The organism is Microbacterium sp. W4I20, from assembly GCF_030816505.1.
In the GTDB taxonomy this organism is placed as follows: Bacteria; Actinomycetota; Actinomycetes; order Actinomycetales; family Microbacteriaceae; genus Microbacterium.
In genome coordinates this window covers 811,009-825,592 of sequence record NZ_JAUSYB010000001.1, presented here as the reverse complement: position 1 = coordinate 825,592, position 14,584 = coordinate 811,009, and the positions used below count along the sequence as shown (strand labels likewise).

General features: G+C 70.2%; 13 protein-coding genes and 1 pseudogene. 9 read left to right on the top strand and 5 right to left on the bottom strand.

The window, feature by feature from the left end; translation table 11 throughout:
• The 6 genes from QFZ21_RS04100 to QFZ21_RS04075 all read left to right on the top strand — a co-directional run bounded on the left by QFZ21_RS04100 (position 1) and on the right by QFZ21_RS04075 (position 6,840).
• Positions 1 to 261, top strand: coding sequence for a F0F1 ATP synthase subunit epsilon (locus QFZ21_RS04100; protein ID WP_307374686.1), 261 nt, complete (start codon positions 1 to 3; stop codon positions 259 to 261).
• Between the two features lie 91 nt (positions 262 to 352).
• Complete coding sequence (gene yaaA / locus QFZ21_RS04095; RefSeq protein WP_307374684.1) at positions 353 to 1,099, top strand: peroxide stress protein YaaA; 747 nt, start codon at positions 353 to 355, stop codon at positions 1,097 to 1,099.
• 114 nt (positions 1,100 to 1,213) lie between these two features.
• Positions 1,214 to 2,023, top strand: a complete 810-nt coding sequence (locus QFZ21_RS04090) for a DUF5684 domain-containing protein (RefSeq protein WP_307374681.1) — start codon at positions 1,214 to 1,216, stop codon at positions 2,021 to 2,023.
• A gap of 118 nt (positions 2,024 to 2,141) precedes the next feature.
• Complete coding sequence (locus QFZ21_RS04085; RefSeq protein WP_307374678.1) at positions 2,142 to 3,119, top strand: aldo/keto reductase; 978 nt, start codon at positions 2,142 to 2,144, stop codon at positions 3,117 to 3,119.
• Between the two features lie 79 nt (positions 3,120 to 3,198).
• The gene (locus tag QFZ21_RS04080) at positions 3,199 to 3,996 is read left to right on the top strand and encodes a PP2C family serine/threonine-protein phosphatase (RefSeq protein ID WP_307374676.1); all 798 of its coding nucleotides are present in this window, start codon (positions 3,199 to 3,201) and stop codon (positions 3,994 to 3,996) included.
• Positions 3,997 to 4,137: 141 nt separating this feature from the next.
• Positions 4,138 to 6,840: an FtsK/SpoIIIE domain-containing protein gene (locus QFZ21_RS04075; protein ID WP_307374674.1), complete on the top strand. Its 2,703-nt coding sequence runs from the start codon at positions 4,138 to 4,140 to the stop codon at positions 6,838 to 6,840.
• A 23-nt stretch (positions 6,841 to 6,863) separates the two neighbouring features.
• Here QFZ21_RS04075 and QFZ21_RS04070 read toward each other — a convergent pair whose 3' ends face one another.
• The gene (locus tag QFZ21_RS04070; protein ID WP_307374672.1) at positions 6,864 to 7,859 is read right to left on the bottom strand and encodes an asparaginase; all 996 of its coding nucleotides are present in this window, start codon (positions 7,857 to 7,859) and stop codon (positions 6,864 to 6,866) included.
• A gap of 31 nt (positions 7,860 to 7,890) precedes the next feature.
• Here QFZ21_RS04070 and QFZ21_RS04065 point away from each other — a divergent pair.
• Positions 7,891 to 8,389: pseudogene (locus QFZ21_RS04065) on the top strand (OsmC family protein).
• 23 nt (positions 8,390 to 8,412) lie between these two features.
• On the opposite strand, the gene QFZ21_RS04060 reads toward QFZ21_RS04065, so the two are convergent.
• Positions 8,413 to 9,210: a 1-acyl-sn-glycerol-3-phosphate acyltransferase gene (locus QFZ21_RS04060; RefSeq protein ID WP_307374670.1), complete on the bottom strand. Its 798-nt coding sequence runs from the start codon at positions 9,208 to 9,210 to the stop codon at positions 8,413 to 8,415.
• 123 nt (positions 9,211 to 9,333) lie between these two features.
• On the opposite strand from QFZ21_RS04060, the gene QFZ21_RS04055 reads away from it, so the two are divergent.
• Both QFZ21_RS04055 and dxr read left to right on the top strand, forming a co-directional pair.
• The gene (locus QFZ21_RS04055) at positions 9,334 to 10,299 is read left to right on the top strand and encodes an FKBP-type peptidyl-prolyl cis-trans isomerase (RefSeq protein WP_307374669.1); all 966 of its coding nucleotides are present in this window, start codon (positions 9,334 to 9,336) and stop codon (positions 10,297 to 10,299) included.
• A 36-nt stretch (positions 10,300 to 10,335) separates the two neighbouring features.
• Positions 10,336 to 11,418, top strand: coding sequence for a 1-deoxy-D-xylulose-5-phosphate reductoisomerase (gene dxr / locus QFZ21_RS04050; RefSeq protein ID WP_307374668.1), 1,083 nt, complete (start codon positions 10,336 to 10,338; stop codon positions 11,416 to 11,418).
• 16 nt (positions 11,419 to 11,434) lie between these two features.
• Here the strand turns inward: dxr and QFZ21_RS04045 are convergent, their stop codons facing one another.
• The 3 genes from QFZ21_RS04045 to QFZ21_RS04035 form a co-directional block, all read right to left on the bottom strand.
• The gene (locus QFZ21_RS04045) at positions 11,435 to 13,057 is read right to left on the bottom strand and encodes a Mur ligase family protein (RefSeq protein ID WP_307374667.1); all 1,623 of its coding nucleotides are present in this window, start codon (positions 13,055 to 13,057) and stop codon (positions 11,435 to 11,437) included.
• 95 nt (positions 13,058 to 13,152) lie between these two features.
• Positions 13,153 to 13,842: a YcnI family protein gene (locus QFZ21_RS04040; RefSeq protein ID WP_307374665.1), complete on the bottom strand. Its 690-nt coding sequence runs from the start codon at positions 13,840 to 13,842 to the stop codon at positions 13,153 to 13,155.
• A 103-nt stretch (positions 13,843 to 13,945) separates the two neighbouring features.
• Complete coding sequence (locus QFZ21_RS04035) at positions 13,946 to 14,530, bottom strand: hypothetical protein (RefSeq protein ID WP_307374663.1); 585 nt, start codon at positions 14,528 to 14,530, stop codon at positions 13,946 to 13,948.
• Between the last annotated feature and the right edge of the window lie 54 nt (positions 14,531 to 14,584).

Sequence of the window (14,584 nt, the reverse complement as noted above, 5' to 3'; positions counted from 1 at the left end):
ATGGCGCTCAACGTGAGCCTCGTCTCCGCGGACGCGGAGGTCTGGACGGGAGAGGCGAGCCTCGTGGTCGCCAAGACCGTCGAGGGTGAGATCGGCTTCATGACCGGCCACGAGCCGGTGCTGGCCATCCTCGCTGAGGGTCAGGTCCGCATCACCCAGACGGATGGCACCAAGGTGCTGGCCAACGCGCAGGACGGGTTCCTCTCCATGGAGGGCAACACCCTGACGATCGTCGCCGGCAACGCGGCCCTCATCGCCTAGCAGTCCTGTTACCCGTCCGCCCCGGACTCCGCCGTTCACTCGTTGAGCGTGCCGGAGTTTCCGGGGCGGACGTGTCTGTTCCCGAGGTCCCATGAAGATCCTGCTCCCACCGTCCGAGACGAAGCGCGCCGGTGGTGACGGCGCACCGCTCGCCGTCGAGACGCTGCCCCTTCCCGGTCTTCACGCGCACCGGTCGACGACGCTCGACGCGTTGATCGAGCTGGCCGCCGATGAGGAGGCGGCACGCCGCGTCCTGAAGCTCAGTGCGCGTCAGATCGGCGACATCGAACACAATCGGATGCTGCGCACGGCGCCCACGATGGCGGCGATCGACCGCTACACCGGGGTGCTCTTCGATGCGCTCGACGCCGCCACGCTGCCGAAGTCATCGCGACGATGGCTCGGCGAGCATGTGTGGATCCACAGCGCGCCGCTGGGACCGATCGGGGCGCTGGACCCGCTGCCGTCGTATCGACTGTCGGCGGGCACCTCGATACCCGGATTGCCGGCGCTGCGCCGGCACTGGGCCGACGCGACGACGGCCGCAATCGCCGAGGCCGAGCCGTCGTTCGTCCTCGACCTCCGCAGCGAGGCCTATGTCGCTCTCGGTCCTGTGCCGCCCTCCGTCCCGTCCGCGTACATCCGCGTGGTCACCGAGCACGGTCGAGCGCTCAATCATTTCAACAAGAAGTCCAAAGGGCTCCTGGTGCGAGCGCTGGCCGAGGACCGTCCGAGGCTTTCGTCGGAGCGGACGTTCCGTGCCTGGGCTGCCAGACGGGATATCGTGTTGCGCGAGGGCGATGGCCCCGGCATCCTGGAGCTCGTCGTCACGGAATGACGTGGCATGTCACAGAGCCCGCCACTGCGCGGCGGTGAATGCGTGTGCACCGCTGACACGCTAGTGTGATCAACGCAATACGACCCCGCATCACGAAATCCGTTGGAGGGAACCGTGGACGATTACTCTGATTATGGCGGTCTGACCGGGGGCACACTCGCAGCCTTCGGCCTGCTGTACACGATTGTGCCGCTCATCGCTTATGCGCTCTACGCATTCTTCTACATGAAGATCTTCGAGAAGGCCGGTGTGCAGGGCAAGTGGCGTGCCTGGGTGCCGGTCTACAACTCGATGATCTTCTACAAGCTCGGCGATCTCAGCCCGTGGCTGCTGCTCTACCTCATGGGCGCCGGTGTCCTCGGAGCCATCATCCCGTTCCTCGGCTGGTTCCTCATCCTTCCGCTGGTCGGCATCGCCGCCCGCATCCTGGATCTCGTCGCCGCCTGGCGCGTCGGTCTGAAGCTGCAGAAGGACGCCGTCTGGGTCGTGCTGTACTTCTTCCTTCCGCCGGTCTGGCTGGGCATCAACGCGTTCGACCAGTCGCGCTGGAACCCGAACATCCAGCCCGCCTCGTGGGCGAGCAACGGCTTCATGGGCGACCGCACGGTGTGGGACGGCGTTCCCGTCCAGCCGTCCGCTGCAGCCCCGCAGCAGCAGGGCTACGGTGCCGCGCCCCAGGGATACGCACCGCCCGCCCCGCAGGGATACGCTCCGCCTGCCCCGCAGGGTTACGCACCTCCCGCGCAGCCCGGTTACGCGCCTCCGGCTGTTCCCGCGGCGCCCGCGACCGGAGCTCCGGTTCCGCCGCCCTCGACGCCGCCGGCTCCTCCGGCAGCGCCGCCCGCGACTCCGCCGGCACCTCCGGCTGCTCCGCCCGCCGCACCGCCGGCACCGCCGACGGATCCGACGCAGCCTCCGGCGTGATCATCTGACTCAGGGCCTCCGACTCCGGTCGGGGGCCCTCTGTCGTCCCGGTCGGGCCCCGCGTCGGTCGCGCGCCGCCGCCCGGATGCCCCCGGCGACTAACGTGGAGAACATGGTCATGTCGCAGCGCCGTGTCGGCGCCTCCGGTCTCCTCGTCTCGCCCACGGGCCTCGGCTGCAACAACTTCGGCCGCAGCGGCACCGCGACCGAGACGCTCGCCGGTACGCGCGAGGTGATCGATGCGGCGATCGCCAACGGGATCACACTCCTCGACACCGCGGACATGTACGGCGCCGTCGCGGGCCGCAGTGAGGAGCTGATGGGGGAGGCGCTGGAGGGCCGGCGCGACCGGGTCGTCCTCGCGACGAAGTTCGGTCAGGAGCGGGACATGGGATATGAGTTCCCGGGCGCCCGCGCATCGCGCCGATACGTGCGACGCGCCGTGGAGGAGTCGCTCCGTCGGCTCCGCACCGACTGGATCGACCTGTACCAGCTGCATCTGCCGGATCCGGGGACTCCGATCGCGGAGACGACGGATGCCCTGGACGACCTGGTTCGCGAGGGGAAGATCCGCTACTACGGACACTCCAACTTCACGGGGTGGCAGATCGCCGAAGCCGAGTTCACGTCGCGGGAACGTTCCACGGGACGGTTCATCTCGGCGCAGAACCACTACTCGCTGCTCGCGCGTGCGGCGGAGCGTGAGGTGCTGCCGGCGGTCGAGCGCTACGGTCTCGGCTTCTTCCCGTACTTTCCCCTGCACAACGGGTTGCTGACGGGCAAGTTCACCCGGGAGGGCGGACCGGCGTCGAGCCGCATCATGTCAACGCGACGGCACGTGTGGGAGCAGGCGCCGTGGGAGGCGATCGAAGGTTTCCGCGCCTTCTGCGATGAGCGCGGCATCACGATGCTGCAGGCATCCTTCGGCTGGCTGCTCGCACAGCAGGCGGTCTCCAGCGTGATCGCAGGCGCGACGACCTCCGCGCAGGTCGAGGCCAACGCCGCCGCCGGGGAAGCCTGGCGTCCGGATGCCGCCGAGCTCGCGCTCATCGATTCCCTTTTCCCGTTGCCCGAGGATCCGGGCGCGCGAGTGTGATCGCAGCAGGGGAGTTCTACTACGATGTGTGAGTATCCTGCGACCGCCCGAATGGCCGCAGGTCCATCGGAGGCAGTACGTGTCTGAGACGACGAAGACGCACAGCGTCACGGTTGCGCAGCGTCCGCTGCAGCTCTCGTGGGCAGGCGCCACCGATCAGGGACGGCGACGCGAGACCAATCAGGACGCGTTCCTCGCCGAGTACCCCCTGTTCATCGTCGCCGACGGAATGGGCGGACACGCCGGCGGCGAGATCGCCAGCCGCAGCACGGTCTCGCGTCTTCAGGCGATGGTCGATGCGGGTGAGGTCACGAGACCGGCGATCGAGAGTGCGCTCGAACTCGCGATCGGCGACATCGCCGATCACCCGGAGACGACCGACGAGGGCACAGGAACGACCCTCACCGGCGTCTTCCTCGACGTCGACGGCGACGAGCCGCAGTGGGTGTCGTTGAACATCGGCGACTCGCGCGTGTATCTGCTGCGCGACGACCGGCTCGTGCAGGTCACGACCGATCACTCGGTGGTGCAGGAGTTGATCGCCGCGGGCAAGATCAGCCCCGAGGAGGCCGAGGGGCATCCGTACAGCAACGTGATCACGCGCGCTGTCGGTGCGAGCGAGCTGAACGCCCCCGACTATGTGACGATCGATGTGCGCGCGGGGGACCGTTTCGTGATCTGCTCGGACGGGCTCACCAAGGAGCTCACCGACTACGGCATCCAGCATTTCCTGCGGGAGAACGCCGAACCCGGCCCCGCGGTCGACGCGATGCTCGCCGCCGCCCTGGAGAACGGCGGCCGCGACAACGTGACCCTCGTCATCGTCCAGGTGAACGGTGAGCCCGAAGAGTCCTCCACACTCGAAGAATCCGAATAGTAGTCGAGCGCGCCTGTGGACAGGTGCGCTCTCCGGTGGATCATGCTGTGCACTGAACGGCATGGAATCTCTTCCGATCTCGCTTCCCGCGCCGCGCCCGCTCTCGCACGGCGGCCATCCCTGCCGTTCATGGCAGCCATCATGCCCGTTGCGGCAGGCGTCGTCCTCTGGCTGATCACGGGATCGCTGATGGCCCTGTGCTTCGCTGCGCTGGGGCCTCTCATGCTGGTCGCATCGCTCCTCGACGCCGCGCGGAGTCGACGCCGAGACCTTCGGCGGAGTAAGGAAGACGCAGAGGCGGGGTGGGCGTCGGCGGAGGAGGAGTTGCAGCGCCGGAACGAGGAGGCGATCGGCCGTCTGCGCCTGCTCGAACCGGATGCCGCGTCGTGCCTCGCGCAGCCGCCCCTGCGCGGTGCACTCCGGCCCGATGCGTCGACGGTGGTCGTCGTCGGAAGCGGGACCGTGCCGAGCGGCGTGCGGTGCAGCGGCGGCGATGACGAGCGCGGGCGCGCCTTCCGGGAGCGTGCCGCAATTCTGCAGGATGCCCCGATCACGGTGCCTCTGGGTGGCGGCGTGTGCCTCCGGGGCGCGGAACCGCTGATCCATGCGACAGCGCGTGCCCTGGTCGTGCAGCTGTCTCTGCGCTTCAGCGCGGCACAGCTCTCGCTCGTCGGCGCCGAGCTTGCACGGATCGGACTCGGAGCGCTGCCGCATGCCACCCGGCTGCGACGCGGCGGGCTCCGCCTGGGCGTGGGCTCTGCCGCGACCGGTCGTGTCGATGCCGACGCGCTGATCTGGCTGGTCGAGAGCGGGGCAGACGTACCGGAGGGCATCACGACCGTCATCGACGTCGTCGAACCGCGCGCAGCCGTGTTGCGCACACCGCAGGGCATCTCCGAGGTCGCGGTGGAGTGCCTGTCTGCTGCGCAGGCAGCGGCCGTTGCTCAGACGTGCCTGCTGCAATCCGACGATTCCGACGCCGTGCCCGAGTCGGTGGCGCTGCACGAGTTGTCGCAGTCCGCCGCCGACGGCGGACTGCCCGCGGTGATCGGTCGCGGCGAACGCGAGGACGTCGTGGTCGACATCGTGGAAGACGGGCCGCACGCCATCGTCACCGGCACGACGGGAACCGGCAAGAGCGAGCTGCTCGTGACGTGGGTCACGGCCATCGCCGCAGCCAACGGTCCGGAACGGGTGTCCTTCATCCTGGCCGATTTCAAGGGCGGCACGGCCTTCGAGCCGCTCCGGGAACTCCGCCAGGTGGCTGCCGTGATCACCGACCTCGACGAGGACGGCGCCAGGCGCGGCGTCTCGAGTCTCACCGCGGAGCTGCGTCGTCGCGAAGCAGTGCTCGCGGCAGCGGGTGCGCGTGATGTCCGGGAGGCGGCGATGCCCCGATTGATCATCGTGGTCGACGAGTTCGCCGCCCTGTTGCAGGAGCACCCCGACCTGGGCGCGGTGTTCACCGACGTGGCAGCGCGGGGGCGCGCGCTCGGGATGCACCTCATCCTGGGTACGCAGCGAGCCTCGGGCGTCGCGCGGGACGCTCTCGCCGCCAACTGCCCGCTGCGGATCAGCCTGCGGGTCGCCGATGCTGCCGACAGCAGGCTCGTCATCGGGACGGATGCCGCGGCGCAGCTTCCCGGGGGCGCGACGTCGCGTGGCCTCGGCCTCGTGCGGCGGCCGGAGGATCGCAGTCCCGTCACCGTGCGCGTCGCGCTCACCGGCGCGTCGGATCTGCGGCGCATCGGTATGCGCTGGGCCGCATCGGATCCGCCGCAGAGTCCGTGGCTCCCTGCACTGCCCACGCGTCTCGCGCTCGCCGAGCTCTCGGAGCAGACGCGCCCTGCGGTCGTTCCTGCGGGGCGCCGGGCTCGCGCCGCCGCGGCGGTGGCCGACAACGTCGTGCTCGGCCGCGCAGACGATCCCGACCATCAGGCGCAGCCGTTGGAGGTGCTCCGCTGCGGCGTCGACCGTGGTCTGGCCGTGCTCGGTGCGCCCGGGTCCGGCCGCACGTCGGTACTACGGGTGATCGCCGCTCAGCGCCCTGATGCGGTGTGGGTGCCGCACGATCTGGAGTCGGCGTGGGATCGGGTCACCGCGTGGGCAGCGCAGACCGAGGCTGCGCCGCAGCTCGTGCTGTGCGACGGCCTGGACGCCCTGATCGCCGCGCTGCCTGTCGAGCACGCCCAGCAGTTCGCACACCGCTGGGAGCAGATCGTCCGTGGTGCGGTGGGCACCACGTTCGTGCTGACCTCGGCACGCGCGGCCGGGCCGGCAGGGCGGCTGTTCGACATGCTCCCGAGGCGTGCACTGCTGCGGATGTCGAGCAGGGTGGAGCACCTGGCCGCCGGGGGAGAGCCATCCGGGTTCGTGAGGGAGCGGAAGCCAGGGCGGGCGCGGATCGGCGAGCGCGAGGTTCAGTTCGCCTGGGTCGAGGAAGACACGAGCAGGGCGCAGGGTGCGCTGGTCCCAGATCCCTGGGTTCCGGGAGCCGCGGTCACCGCCGTCGTCTCGTCCGCGGCCAATGTCGTCGCCGAGCGGCTCCGCGCCGCCCATCCGGACTGCGAGGTGATCCTCGCGGGTGCTGAGCCGCATGACCCGACAGCCCGGCGCATCATGGTGGCCGACGCCGAGACGTGGCAGCGCAGCTGGTCGGTCTGGCAGCGGGTTCGCGCCGAGGGGGAGATCCTCATCCGTGCCGAGCAGCCGGCAGACCTCCGGCAGCTCGCCGGTGTGAAAGAGCTGCCGCCGTACGCGAGGCCGCACGCCGGACGTGCGTGGTCAGTGCGTGATGCGCAGCCACCGCGCCGTGTGGTGCTGCCGGCGCTCGCTTCAGGGTGAGCGGACAGGCCGCCCGCCCAAGGTCAGATACCCGCGCCGGGGCGGATCACTCCCACGTTCTTCCCGCCGCCGAGGACCTCGAGCGGGAGCGCATCGCCGAGCGTGCGCACCTCGGCGTCGTTCAGGCCGCCGGCGCGAGCGAGAAGGGTGGCGGCGACGATCGTCGAAGCGCGCGGCGCGCCGTCGAGCATCTTCAATGCCACGGTGGTGCCGTTCGGGGCGACCATCACCATGACGCCCTCGGCCCCGCCCTTGGTGAAGACGCCGAGCTTCTCGATGGCGACGGTGTCCGGACGCCCGGGCCCCTCGATGGTCCACGGGTGCTCGCGCACGGCGCGGACGAGCGAGCCGGCCACGCGGTGGAGAGCGAACGGCGAACGATCGGAGGCGGTGCCGATGCGGTGGATCGCGCGGGCCAGGCCGGTGAGAGTCAGGGCGTGCACGGGCGCGCCGCAACCGTCGATCGCTGTATGCGCGACCTTCTCGCCGGAGAGCCGCTCCACGACGTCCCGGATGTGCGACTGCAACGGATGCGCGGGGTCGAGGTATCCGTCGGTCGGCCACCCCGTCGCGACGCACGCGCGAAGCATCGCGGCGTGCTTGCCCGAGCAGTTCATGCGCACACGGGCAACCTGACCGTGCTCGCGCACGAGTTCGTCGCGGGTCGCAGAGTCGCTCGGCCAGGCGGGCGGGCAGCCCAGGTCGTCTTCGGTCAGACCGCCTTCGGTGAGGATGTCGCGCACCACGGACGCATGCCGGTCCGTTCCGGTGTGGCTCGCCGTCGACAGCGCCAGCTGCTCGCCTTCGAGCACAGCTCCCGCCGTGATGCACGCCACGGCCTGCAGTGGCTTGAGGCTCGATCGCGGGAGGATCAGCGCATCGACGTTCCCGTGTCGGGCGACGATGTCTCCATCGGGGGACAGCACGACCGCGGCCCCCGCGTGCCGGGATTCCACGAACCCGTTCCGCTCGACGACGGCGAGCTCGACGGCATCCTGAACAGTGAGAGTCTCCGGCACCCGTCGATTGTATCCCTGGCAGACTGGTCGGATGGCAGAGCACCAGACCCCCCGCGCCCTCGGCGAGCACCGTTATGCGCTCTCCACGACCTGGACCGGCAACACCGGCAGTGGGACGAGCGGCTACCGGGACTACCGCCGCGACGTGACCATCGCGGTCGACGGCAAGTCGGAACTCCTCGCGTCGGCAGACAAGCCTTTTCGCGGCGATCCGTCGAGATGGAACCCCCGAGGACCTGCTGCTGGCGTCGCTGTCCGAGTGCCATCTCCTGTCGTACCTGCACGCGTGCGTCACCGTCGGCGTGGTCGTCGTGTCGTACAGCGATCGGGCGAGCGGTCTGATGCGGGAGGACGGAGCCGGCGGCGGATCCTTCGTCGAGGTGATGCTGCACCCCGAGGTCGTCGTCGCGGACGAGTCGATGATCGACGCCGCGGAGCGGGCGCACACCCAGGCCAACGAGTGGTGCTTCATCGCCAACTCGATGAACTTCCCGGTGCGTCACCAGGCCACCGTCACCGCACTCGCCTGACGGCCGACGCGAGGCGAGGCGGGTCAGCGCCGCTCGTGCGGCAGCGCCTGCTTGATCTTCTCGATCGTGCCCTGCGCCGGAGCCTCGTTGTAGGCGCCGGCGAGCTCCTGCCCGGAGAGCGCATGGATCGCCGCCATGATGTCGTCGGTCGCGAGTCGCCGCGCCCGCCCGCTCGTCGCAGGGCCGTGCGGGGAGAGATCGAGCGGTTCGCCGAACCGCACGGTGATGCGCTCCGAGCGGTTCGGGACCTTCGCGCCCACCGGCATCACCTTGTCCGTGCCGATCAGGCCGACCGGAACGACGGGTGCGCCGGTCTGCAGTGCGAGGAAGGCCACGCCGGTACGACCCTTGTACAGACGCCCGTCCGTTGACCGGGTGCCCTCGGGATAGAGCGCGACGGCGAGACCCTCGTCGAGGAGCTGGCGCTGCAGGTCGAGCGCATCCAGCGCCGCCTGACCGGCTCCGCGGCGCACCGGGATGGCACCGATGGACTGGAAGAACGTGCGACTGAGCCACCCGCGGAAACCGGTGCCCTCGAAGTACGTCGACTTCGCGAGAAAGTGCACGGGGCGGGGAGCGGCCACCGGGATGGCGATGGAATCGATGAACGACAGATGATTGCTCGCGAAGATCACGGCCCCGGTCAGGGGGACGTTCTCCCGACCCTCGACACGGGGGCGGTAGACCAGGCGAGCGAGCGGGCTGATCAGACCGCGGCCGAGCGAATAGGCGAACCCGGCGTGCCGGGGCTTCGAGCTCTCTTCGTCCGAGGCAGTCGGCGTTGACGAGGATTCGGGCTCGACGGACTGCTCAGAGGTCATCAGAGCAGGCTACTCCCGGATCCATGCCATCGCGGGAATGAAGACTCGCGACGCGCCTCCCAGCGCGGGCAAAGGGGAATGGGGGAGGATGGGGTGTCCTGCCCGCGATCCAGAGGTCCCACTGTGCGCAAGCGTCCGCTCATCTTCCTGTCCACCGTCGCTGCGGCGACTCTGCTGCTGGCGGGCTGCGCCGGTGGCGCTGCGCCGGAGAGCTCCAGCACGCCCGAGCCGACGGCGGCGAGCTCCTGCGCACTGGACGCGAAGTCCGGGGCGACCTCCGACTCGGTCGTCGTCGACGGAGAGGGCGCCGACACGAAGGTGACCGTGCCCGCCGATGCGGCCTTCGCAGGGGTCGAGCGCACGGTCATCAGCGAGGGCGACGGCGACGAGATCGGCGTCAACGACCTCGTCTCCGTGCAGTATCAGATCGTCGATGCCAAGTCCGGAGAAGTGGTGGACTCCTCGGCACGCGGCGAAGACGGCCTGCTGCCCGTGCTCCTCGACACCAACCAGTCATCGCTCTTCGTCGCAGCGCTCGAGTGCAAGCCCGTCGGCTCGCGGATCGTCCTCACGCTCCCGGGCAGCATGCTCGGTGAGGGCGTGGGCAACGTGGTCGTGTACGCCGAGGCCGTCGAGCACCTCCCCGAGGTCGCCACCGGCACACCGGTCGACCCGACCCCCGGGATGCCGACCGTGAAGCTCGACGACAAGGGCGCTCCCACCATCACGATCCCCGACGAAGACGCTCCGACCGAGACAGAGGTCGCGGTCCTCAAGCAGGGCGACGGCCCGACGGTCGGAGCAGGCGATCTCGTCGTCGTGCAGTACAAGGGCGTCAAGTGGTCTGACGGCGAGGAGTTCGACTCGAGCTGGAGCCGCGATGCGGCACCGTCTCAGTTCCAGACCTCCGGCGTCGTGGTGGGCTTCAAGAAGGCTCTCGAAGGCCAGAAGGTCGGCTCGCAGGTCGTCGTCAAGATGCCGCCGTCCGAGGCCTACGGCGGCGACGCCACCAGCGAACTCCAGAAGGAGAGCCTGGTCTTCGTCGTCGACATCCTCGCGACCACGCCGGTTCAGCAGCAGCAGAAGTAGGCGAGGGGTCTGAGACCGGTGTCCTAGGCTGGCGGCATGCGTCGCATCATCGTCCTCGGCTCCACCGGCTCCATCGGAACGCAGGCTCTGGATGTGATCAGAGCGAACCCCCGGCGGTTCGAGCTGGTCGGTCTCGCCGCCGGCTCGAACACCGAGATGCTGGCTGAGCAGGCCGCGCAGTTCCAGGTCGAAGACACGGCTCTCGGTGCGGACGAGGCCGAGCAGCTCGTCCGAGACGTCGACGCCGATGTGGTGCTCAACGCGATCACCGGATCGATCGGTCTCGGTTCGACCCTCGCGGCGCTGAAGGCGGGAAGCACCCTGGCGCTGGCGAACAAGGAGTCCCTCATCGTCGGCGGGGAGCTGGTGCTGGCCGCCGCTGCACCCGACCAGATCGTCCCCGTGGACTCGGAGCATTCGGCGCTGGCTCAAGCGCTGCGCTCGGGCACCCACGCCGAGGTGCGGCGGCTGGTCGTCACGGCATCCGGCGGTCCGTTCCGCGGGCGGAGCCGTGAGGAGCTGACGCAGGTGACCCCCGCGGAGGCGCTCGCCCATCCGACCTGGGACATGGGGAGGATGGTCACGACGAACTCGGCGACGCTCGTGAACAAAGGGCTCGAGGTGATCGAGGCGCACCTGCTGTTCGACATCGCCTACGACGACATCGACGTCGTCGTCCACCCGCAGTCGATCGTCCACTCCATGGTCGAGTTCATCGACGGATCGACGATCGCGCAGGCGTCGCCACCCGACATGCGGCTGCCGATCTCGCTCGGTCTCGATTGGCCGCACCGCGTCGGCGGAGTGGGCCGGCCGCTGGACTGGACCGTGGCGTCGTCATGGACCTTCGAGCCGTTGGACAGCCAGGCCTTCCCGGCGGTCGCCCTCGCGAAGGCCGTCGGCCGCGCGGGCGCCACGTTCCCCGCCGTGTACAACGCGGCCAACGAGCAGGCGGTGCATGCCTTCCATGAGGGACGGCTGTCGTTCCTCGGCATCGTCGACACGATTGCCCGTGTCGTCGACGCGCACGAGCCCCCCGACACGCTCACGGTCGAGTCGCTCGCGGATGCCGAGACGTGGGCACGGCGCACCGCAGACCGGCTCATCGCCGCGGCCTGAACCTGTCGGGCCGGGGTCAGTCCTCGTCGGCGTACGGGACGGGCCAGCGCGAGTCCGGTACCGGCCAGCCTGCCGCCCGCAGAGCGCGCCGGGCGAGCTCGCGGGCCGAATACGGGGTGCGGACCCCGCGGATGTCGCGGTAGTCCTGATGGCCGGGGCCGGCCCAGAGGATCGCGTCGCCGTCGCCCACCAGTCCGACGGCCGCGATGATGGCGCTCTCCGGCGGCGAGTACTCGTGGATCTCGGCATCCGGACGCGCCCGCCGCGCACCCTCGATGAGCGTCGATCTGATCGAGGCCGGGTCTTCGAAACGAGGGTGGTGGTCGGTGACGACGAGGATGTCGCTTCCCTGCACCGCCGTGCGCGCCATGTCGAATCGCTTGCTCGCGTCACGGTCGCCGTCGGCGCCGAACAGCATCAGCACACGACCGGGTGTCACGCGCCGGACAGCGGCGAGGGTCTTCTCGAACGCGTCGGGGGAGTGACCGAAGTCGACGAACACCGCGGGTCCGCGATCACCCGAGACCAGCTGAGTGCGACCGGGCAGGTAAGCACGGATGCCGCCGTCCCGCGAGAGCGCCCCGACGATCCGCTGCCAGGCGTAGCCGCCCTCGAGCAGCATCACGATCGCGAGCGCGGCGTTGGCGGCCATGTGTGGGCCGATCACGGGGACCGTGGTGGTGAGCGCTCCGGCCGGGCCGGTCATGGTGAAGGTGGTTCCTGCTGCTCGTTCATCGTCGATGACGACGACCCAGTCGGCCAGAGCCGCAGCGTCGGGGTCTGCGGCGATCGTGGGCGTGCCGACCGTGACGACCGGAATATCCGAGCGCTCGACGACGATCGCACCGGAGGGGGAGTCGAGGCAGACGACGCCGCGGATCGCGCGATCCGGGCGGAACAGCGGCAGCTTCGCCTCGAAGTACTCCTCCATGTCGGCGTAGTCGTCGAGATGGTCATGGCTGAGGTTCGTGAACCCGGCGACGTCGAATCGGATGCCGTCCACGCGGTGCCGCGAGAGCGCCTGAGCGCTGACCTCGACGGCGACGGCCTCGACCTCGCGCTCCCGCATGAGGGCGAGCAGCGCGTGCATCTCGGATGCCTCCGGCGTCGTCAGTCGCGACACGATGACCTCGCCGGCGATGTGCCGCTCTGCCGTGGACGACAGCCCGGTGACGACCTCCATCTGGTCGAGGATGCCCTCGAGCAGATGCGAGACGCTCGTCTTGCCGTTGGTGCCGGTCGTCGCGAACAGCAGGGGCAGCGGGTCTTCGGCGCCGGTGCCGTAGACCCACGCGCTGAGGTCTCCGAGCGTGCCGCGGGGGTCGTCCACCACGATGATCGGGAGACCCGTATCGGCGGCGATCGCGGCGCCCGGTTCGTCGGTGATGACGGCCACGGCCCCCTTCGTCGCGGCATCGGCGGCGAAGTCGGCCCCATGGCGGTTCACGCCCTGGATCGCGACGAACGCCTCGCCGGCGCGGAGATCGGCGGTGGCGAGTGTGATGCCGGAGACCACGACGCCGTCGACATCGCCGCGCACGGAGCGGGCGAATCGGGAGGCGAGTTCGGACAGCTCACGCCGGGGCGGGTTCGCGGGGCGGAGCACGGGAGGCAGGCTCGGTTGTTGTTCAATCGACATGTCGAGACCATGATCTCACGGAGGCAGGGGGAACCCCGTCCGCGGCACGTCCGCCCCCGCGCCGGCGTGCGACGCGGGAGCAGACGTACGGTCGATCAGGCGCGGCGGCGGTAGGCGAGGACGGCGACCACGAGCGCCGCGATCCCCGCGACGAGTCCGCCGGCGCCGAGCACCGTGGGCAGCGGGTCGGGAGTGGCGCCCTCGGCGGCGGCATCCGTCTCCGTGTCGGCCGCGTCGTGCGAGCCGTGTCCGTCGGCGGTCGCCTCCGTCACCGTCACGACGGGCGCCGGGGACTCCAGGCTGTGCGGGTCCTCTCCGTTCTCGGCGAGCTGGGTCCACTCCGTCGACCCGTCGACGCACTCCTGCACGACGGGGAAGGCCAGCGACTCGGGAGTGTCCTCGTCGAGTCCGACCCCCATGCTGACGGCTCCGCGGAGGCCGTTCGGCACCGGCGCGAGTGCCGTGTAGGTGACGGCGCTCACCAGGCCGTCGTCGCCGCGCTCGACGTCGATGGTCCAGTCGCCGTCCAGAGTCGGAGCGACCGACGCGAGCCCGTCCGGCATCGTGATGCGCAGTGCGGTGGTCGGGGAGTCCTCGCAGCCGTGCGAGAACGAGAACGTGAGCACGCCGTGGTCGCCGGCGACGAGTTCGTCAGGGCTGACGCCGACGTGCGCGCTGGCCATCGTCGGAACGGCCAGGGCGAGAGCGGTGCCGCCGATGACGGCCGCGGATGCGAGGAGCGCGCGGCGGGTGCGAGTGGAGGTGGTACGGGTGTTGCTGGTCATGAGGGAGTCTCCTGAGTGCTCGTGGAAGCGGGCGCGCCGGAATGGCGCGGGAACCCGCGAAAAAAGACACTGCGGTGAGCGCAGCGGATCACTGTGCGACTGGTCAGCCGCGGAGGAGCGCAGGTGGTCCTCGCCGCGAGACGGCGGGGGAGACCGCGGCGTCGAACGGCGGCAGGACGAAGGAGCGGAGTGTCGCGGGACGTCGATGGTCGGCGGGCGCGGTGGGCGCGCCGCGGCGCAGCAGTGCGCGGACCCAGCGGGCGATGGTGCGGACCACCGACTCCCCGCGCCAGACGAGGAGTGTGGTCAGCGCCGCGGCGCCGACGTGGGCCAGGAGCATCGAGGGGTCGACGCCCGCGCTCGGCACGAGGGAGCCGAGCACCTGCAGGTCGACGTGGTGGGCGTGCCCCGATGTGCTCGCGAGCCCGGTGCCGGTGGGCGATCCGAGCGCCTGGAACAGCAGGTGGAAGGCGGCCTGCGAGAAGAGGACCGTCGCAGCCACTCGCGCGGGCGACTGGCGCACGCCGATCAGCACCGCGCTCAACGGCATCAGCAGGGCGATGACCGCGACGATCAGCAGCGGATGCGGAGCGGCTCCGCCGCCCAGCGTGTGCGACACGGCGGCGATCAGCGTCGCGACCGAGGAGACGGCAGCAGCACGTACCAGTCGCAGCTGCCGGGAAGTCACCCGGTCAGCCTATCCGGATCGGCGGGCCGGGCGGATTCCTAGGCGGCGGGCAGT